Source organism: Streptomyces plumbidurans (assembly GCF_019857225.1).
Taxonomy (GTDB): domain Bacteria; phylum Actinomycetota; class Actinomycetes; order Streptomycetales; family Streptomycetaceae; genus Streptomyces; species Streptomyces plumbidurans.
Genome location: NZ_JAFJSY010000144.1, coordinates 1 through 5,813, shown reverse-complemented (window position 1 = coordinate 5,813; position 5,813 = coordinate 1). Strand labels below are relative to the sequence as shown.

Annotated in this window: 4 protein-coding genes and 1 pseudogene; all 5 read left to right on the top strand. The window is 73.8% G+C overall.

What is annotated here, in order from left to right; translation table 11 throughout:
* Positions 1–304: pseudogene (locus tag JYK17_RS39830) on the top strand (hypothetical protein); the annotation flags it as partial.
* 48 nt (positions 305–352) lie between these two features.
* Positions 353–1,204, top strand: coding sequence for a Pvc16 family protein (locus JYK17_RS39825; protein WP_108011836.1), 852 nt, complete (start codon positions 353–355; stop codon positions 1,202–1,204).
* Between the two features lie 6 nt (positions 1,205–1,210).
* Positions 1,211–3,172, top strand: coding sequence for an ATP-binding protein (locus JYK17_RS39820; protein WP_372465386.1), 1,962 nt, complete (start codon positions 1,211–1,213; stop codon positions 3,170–3,172).
* On the top strand, positions 3,163–3,459 hold the full coding sequence (locus JYK17_RS39815; protein ID WP_128803514.1) for a hypothetical protein: 297 nt from the start codon (positions 3,163–3,165) through the stop codon (positions 3,457–3,459). Before JYK17_RS39820 ends, JYK17_RS39815 begins: the two co-directional genes overlap by 10 nt.
* On the top strand, positions 3,456–5,813 hold a 2,358-nt coding region (locus JYK17_RS39810), incomplete at its 3' end, for an eCIS core domain-containing protein (RefSeq protein ID WP_222812293.1). The genes JYK17_RS39815 and JYK17_RS39810, both read left to right, overlap by 4 nt.

The window sequence follows — 5,813 nt, the reverse complement described above, 5'->3', positions numbered from 1 at the left end:
GCAGCAGGAGCCCGCACAGTCCGCGGTCCCCGTGCCCAACCCCCCGGGCGCGGAGACCGCCCCCCACGCCGTGTCGGCGGCGCTGCGACCCAGCGCCGCCGACACGGCGGCAGCACGCGACGCCGTACGGCAGGCCGCGGCCCGGCGCCCGGCACGGACCACCGAGCAGGTGGTGCAGGTGCAGATCGGGCGGCTCGAAGTGACCGCGCAGCCCTCGGGGGGCGGGCGGCGGAACCCGCCCGCGAAGGAGCGGGCCGGGGCGACCGTGAGTCTCGCCGACTATCTGGCCCGGGGGCGCGAGTGAACCACGGACAGAGAACAGCAGGCCGAGAGGAACCGAGGAACTGACGTCATGAGCAACGCACTTGCCATCGCCCATGTCACCCAGGCCCTCGCGCTGCTGATCGAGAACAACGTGGGGCCGGAGTTCGGCGAGGCCGTCAAGGTCGAGCCGCGCAAGCCGCCCGCCGACCCGCAGCTGGAGCAGCCGACGATCTCGGTGTTCCTCTACCAGGTCACGCCCAACACCTCGCAGCGCAACAACGACCTGCCCACCCGCGCGGCCGACGGCACCCTGGTCAAACGGCCCGCCGCGGCGCTCGACCTGCACTATGTGATCAGCGCCTACGGCGACGAGCGGGAACTGGTCGGGCAGCGGCTGATCGGCTCCGTGGTGCGCACCCTGCACGAGATCCCGGTCCTGCCGAAGGACGTCATCGAACTGGCCGGTGAGCGGCCCTACTTGGCGGGCAGCGACCTCGCCGCGGCGGCGCAGCGGGTGCGGTTCACGCCGACGGTGATGGACGTCGACGAGACGTCGAAGCTGTGGGGGATGCTCTACCAGACGCCGTACACCCTGTCCGTGGTCTACCAGGCGACGCTCGTCTACATCGACGGACGTCAGATACCGGTGGCGGGCAAGCCGGTCGAGCGGCCCGAGGTACGGGTGCTGCCGTTCGGGGCGCCGGGCGCGCCGGTCCCTCCGAGAGCCGAGCAGGCCCCTGTCTCAAGTGAGCCTGGTGTGGTGCGAGTTGAGGATTTCTCACCCCAACAGCCAGCTCCGGCACCGGAGAAGAAGACCGCCAAGGCCCCGGCGAAGTCCGTCGCGAAGACCGCCGCAAAGTCCCCCGCGCGAACCCGCAAGTCGGCACCCAGGACCGCCAGGCAGACCCCGCGGCGGGGCGACGACAGCACGGAGAAGTGAGGCGGCATGACGACGACGGGGGCAGGTGAGGACATGGGGACGACCGGGCAGGGGACGACGCTGACCGCGGAGATCCGCCGTGTCCTGGCCCGGGTCGACGCGCACGCGGCGCGGTCAGCCGAGAAGGACCGCGCACCCGGCGCCGAGCTCGCCCCCGTCGAAGGCCCCGGCACCGCCCCGCTCGACGCCCTCGTCTCCTGCTTCGGCCTCACCGCCTTCGAGCGCGACCTCGTACTCCTCACCGCAGCCCAGGAGTTGGAGCCCACGGCCGCCGCGAGATGCGCCGCCGCCTGCGGTGACCCCGAGCGCGCGTACCCCACCTTCTCGCTCGCCCTGGCCGCGCTCGCCGAGCCGCACTGGAGCGCACTGACCCCCGTGGCCCCGCTCAGGCGCTGGCGGATCGCCGAACTGGACGACGAGTCACGGCTGACGACCTCACGGCTGCGGCTGGACGAGCGCATCCTGCACTTCCTGCTCGGCTCGCCCTATCTGGACGCGCGGCTGCACGGCCAGCTGCGCCGCACCCCGGTGCCACAGGCGCTGACACCGTCGTACGACCTGGCGGCCGACCGGCTCGTGGAGGGCTGGACGACGGCGGGCGCAGCCGACGCGCCGCTCGTCGAGGTCACCGGCGGGGAGCTGCGCGGCCGGGCCGACATCGCGGCCGCGGCGGCCGCGCGCTCCGGGCTCGGGCTGTACTCGATGAGCGCCGAGGACATCCCCTCCGACCCCGTCGAGCGCGACCGGCTCGCCCGGCTGTGGCAGCGCGAGGCGATTCTGCTGCCCGCCGCGCTGCTCGTCGAGGTGGGCGACCTGGACCGCGACCAGCGGGCGGCGACCGACGCGTTCCTGGCCGGGGCCGCCGTACCGGTGGTGGTCTCCAGCGAGGACCCGCTGCGTACGGAGCGGTCGTACGCGGCCCGGGTCGCCGTGCCGCAGCTCGACGACGAGGAGCAGTTCGCGCTCTGGGGCGAGGCCTTCCACGACGTCGCCGATCTCGACGACGGTGAACTGCGGTCACTGGTCGCCCAGTTCAGTCTGCCGCCGCACATCGTGCGGTCCGCCGCCGCGACCGTACGACGGCGGCTGCCGCAGGAGGACGAGCTGGACGCCGCCCAACTCGCCTGGCGGGCCGGGCTCGACGAGGCACGCATCGGCATGGACGAGCTGGGCCGGCGGATCACCCCGCGGGCCGGCTGGGGCGACCTGGTGCTGCACGAGCGGCAGACGAGCGTGCTGCGGGAGATCGTGGCGCACGTACGGCAGCGGGCAACCGTCCACCAGGAGTGGGGATTCGGCGCGACCCTGCGCCGTGGCCTCGGCGTCACCGCGATGTTCGCGGGCGGCTCCGGCACCGGCAAGACGCTGGCCGCCGAGGTCATGGCCAACGAGCTCGGCCTCGACCTGTTCGTCATCGACCTCTCGCAGGTCGTCAGCAAGTACATCGGCGAGACCGAGAAGAACCTCCGCCGGGTCTTCGACGCCGCCGAACGCGGCGGCGCGCTGCTGCTGTTCGACGAGGCGGACGCGCTGTTCGGCAAGCGCAGCGAGGTCAAGGACAGCCACGACCGGTACGCCAACCTGGAGGTCAGCTATCTGCTGATGCGCATGGAAGCCTACCGCGGGCTCGCCGTCCTCACCACCAACATGAAGAGCGCCCTCGACACGGCCTTCCTGCGGCGCATCCGCTTCGTCGTCGACTTCCCCTTCCCGGCCGAGGACGAGCGCGCCGAGATCTGGCGGCGCGTGCTGCCGCCGCAGGCCCCGGTGAAGGACATCGACCCCGCGCTGCTCGCCCAACTCACCGTCGCGGGCGGCTCGATCCGCAACATCGCCCTGTCCGGCGCGTTCCTCGCCGCCGAGGAGGGCGACCGGCTGCAGATGCGGCACATGCTCGCCGCCGCCCGCACGGAGTACCTGAAGCTGGAGCGTTCCCTGACGCCGACGGAGGTCCGCGGATGGGTGTGAACTCCGGGCCCGCGAGGGAGCCTTCGGCGATCCGCGTCGAGGTCGGCGAACTGGTCCTCGACGGCTTCCGGGCCGATCCCGACCGGGTGTCGGCCGCCTTCGAGACCGAACTGACCCGTCTCGTACGGCTGCACGGCGTACCGCTGGCCGCGGACGGTCCCCTCGCCCTCGAGGCCCTGTCCGGGCTGCCGCCCCTGCCCGCCGGGCTGTCCGCACGACGCCTCGGCCAGGAGCTGGCACGCGCCGTGCACCAGGGGCTGAGCGGCGACGGGGAGGTGAGCCGATGAGCGCCCGGACCCAGGACGCCGCCGCGGAGCAGTCCGCCGAGCAGCGCCGCCGCAAGCGCAAGGAGAAGGCCGCCAGGTCCCGTACGCCCGAGCCCAAGAACATCGTCAGCGGCGCCGGACAGCCTCTGGACCCGGGCCTGCGCAGGGAGTTGGAGGAGCAGTTCGGCCACGACCTGGGCCGGGTACGGCTGCACACCGGCCGCGACGCCGGGCAGCTGACCGCACTGCTCGGCGCGGACGCGGTCGCCGTCGGTCAGGACGTCTTCTTCCGCGAGGGCGCCTTCCGCCCCGGCACCGACGAGGGCCGCCGCCTGCTCGCCCACGAGCTGCAGCACACGGTGCAGAACCCGCACGGCCTCGGCACCCTGCGGGCCGGCCGCGAACTCGGCGCCGTGAGCCTGCCGCAGCAGGCCATCGAGCAGGAGGCCGAGGAAGCCGCCCAGGCCCTGGTGCGCCCGGACACTCCGGACGCCGCCCCGCAGGTCGAGGAGGGCCAGGACACCCCCGGCTGGCTGCGCTACGCCACCGTCGACGCCGACCGGATGCGCGCCGAGGCCGTCGACCCGGCGACCCTCGTGGACCGCATCGCGGGCAATGTGCTGCGCAGCCTGCGCGGCGACCCGAGCGACGCCTCCGGCCGCGTTCGACTGCAACTGGCGCGAATGTCGGAGGAGTTGGAGGGCGCGGTCGTGAAGCGCCTGGAGAACAGGCTCCTCACCCCCGAGTACGACCGGCTGCTGGAGATCGCTGAGCAGGCCCGGCCGGGACCCGTCGAACTCCAGCCCGCCGAAGCGCCGTTGCCCGAGATCGACCTCTTCGAGGAATTGGGTGTCGAACGCACCCGGTGGCAGAAGAAGCAGGAGTCCGACCGCGGCTCCGCCGACCGGCGCGCCGACGACTCCCGCGAGGAACAGCGGGACGCCAAGGCGCGCGACGCCCGGAGCAGCAGCAACCGCAGCCGGGCCCGCACGGACGCCGCCACCGAGGAACAGGACGCCGCGCAGCGCACCGAGCAGGAGGACACCCGCAACGCCTCACGGCAGCAGGCCAAGGAGGAGCAGCAGCAGGAGGACGAGCAGTCCGCCACCGATCGCGAGCGCACCGACCAGGCCGCCGACGAACGTGCCCAAGGACGCCAGGAGGGCACCGAACAGGCCAAGGAGGAGCGCAAGGAACAGCGCGAACGGGAGGAGGCCGACCCGCAGCAGGCCACCGCTCCCGGCGCCGACAAGCGCACACGGCGCGACGAGCAGACCCAGCCCGCCGCCGGCTCCCGCAACGAGCAGCCCGACCCCAAGCAGAAGGCCCAGCCCGGCCCCGTACGCCCCGAGAAGGTCGACGAACGCGCCGAGCGGCCCGACTCCGCGCTGTCCGAGCACGGGCTGAACGAGCAGGACGAGGACGGCGGCGCCGAGGCCGAACCCCGCGAGGAGGAACGGCCGCTCGGCCTGGAGGCGGGCGCCGACCAGGTGGTCGCGGGCGGCGAGGACGAGGGCGCAGGGGCACCGGGCGAGAAGGACGAGCCCGCGCTCAAGCCCGAGGACTACCTGCCCGAGTCCGACCTCGACCTGTCCGCCGTACCGACCGCGGACAAACTCACGCCCGGTGCCGCAGAACCGTCCCTGCCCTCCTTCCCCAGCCCGCCGCCGACGAAGGCGGAGAAGACCGAGCAGGAGCGGGAGAAGAACGAGCGCGAGGAGGACGAGGACGACGCCGGGCCCGAACCGAAGGCGCCCGGCCAGGACGAGGGGCCCGTCGAGGGCGAGGCCCCGCAGCCCGAGAACGGGCCCGCCGCACAGGCCCAGGACCGCGGTACCAAGGAACTCCAGGAGACCGACAAGCCGCTCGACCAGGAGGTCGGCCCGGACCCCGCGACCCAGGACAAGGAACGGCCCGAGCCGGAGACCGAGAAACCGGACCCCGAGCAGCGGCAGGAGAGGCAGCAGACCAAGGACCCGGACGACTCCGACGCCGACCGGACGGACGGTGACGACGAGAAGCCGGACGCCACGGACGAGCAGGACGAGAAGGACCGGCAGCGGGAGCGTACGGCGGCGGAGTCCCGTACGACCGCCACGGCCCCGTCCGCACCGGGCCCCGCGCCCGCGGTCGCCACGCCCGTCGCCGCCGCCGTGTCCCGGCCCGCCGGAGCGCAGACGCCCAAGACCCCGGTCGAGGACCGCGACCCCTCGCCCGCCGCCCGGCGTGGCGCCGCGCCGCCCAGGTCCGAGCGCGAGGCACCCCAGGCCAAGAGCCAGGTGCCCAAGGAGACCGGGCCCGGCGCCGTACCGCGCGGACCGATCGGCGCCTCCGAGCGGACCGGGCCCGCCGTCGCAGCGGGTCCGGGTGCGGCG

What these genes read in the sequence shown, in the direction of transcription:
- JYK17_RS39825 (WP_108011836.1), top strand. Translation starts at nt 353, where the DNA reads ATGAGCAACGCACTTGCCATCGCCCATGTCACCCAGGCCCTCGCGCTG.
- JYK17_RS39820 (WP_372465386.1), top strand. Translation starts at nt 1,211, where the DNA reads ATGACGACGACGGGGGCAGGTGAGGACATGGGGACGACCGGGCAGGGG.
- JYK17_RS39815 (WP_128803514.1), top strand. Translation starts at nt 3,163, where the DNA reads ATGGGTGTGAACTCCGGGCCCGCGAGGGAGCCTTCGGCGATCCGCGTC.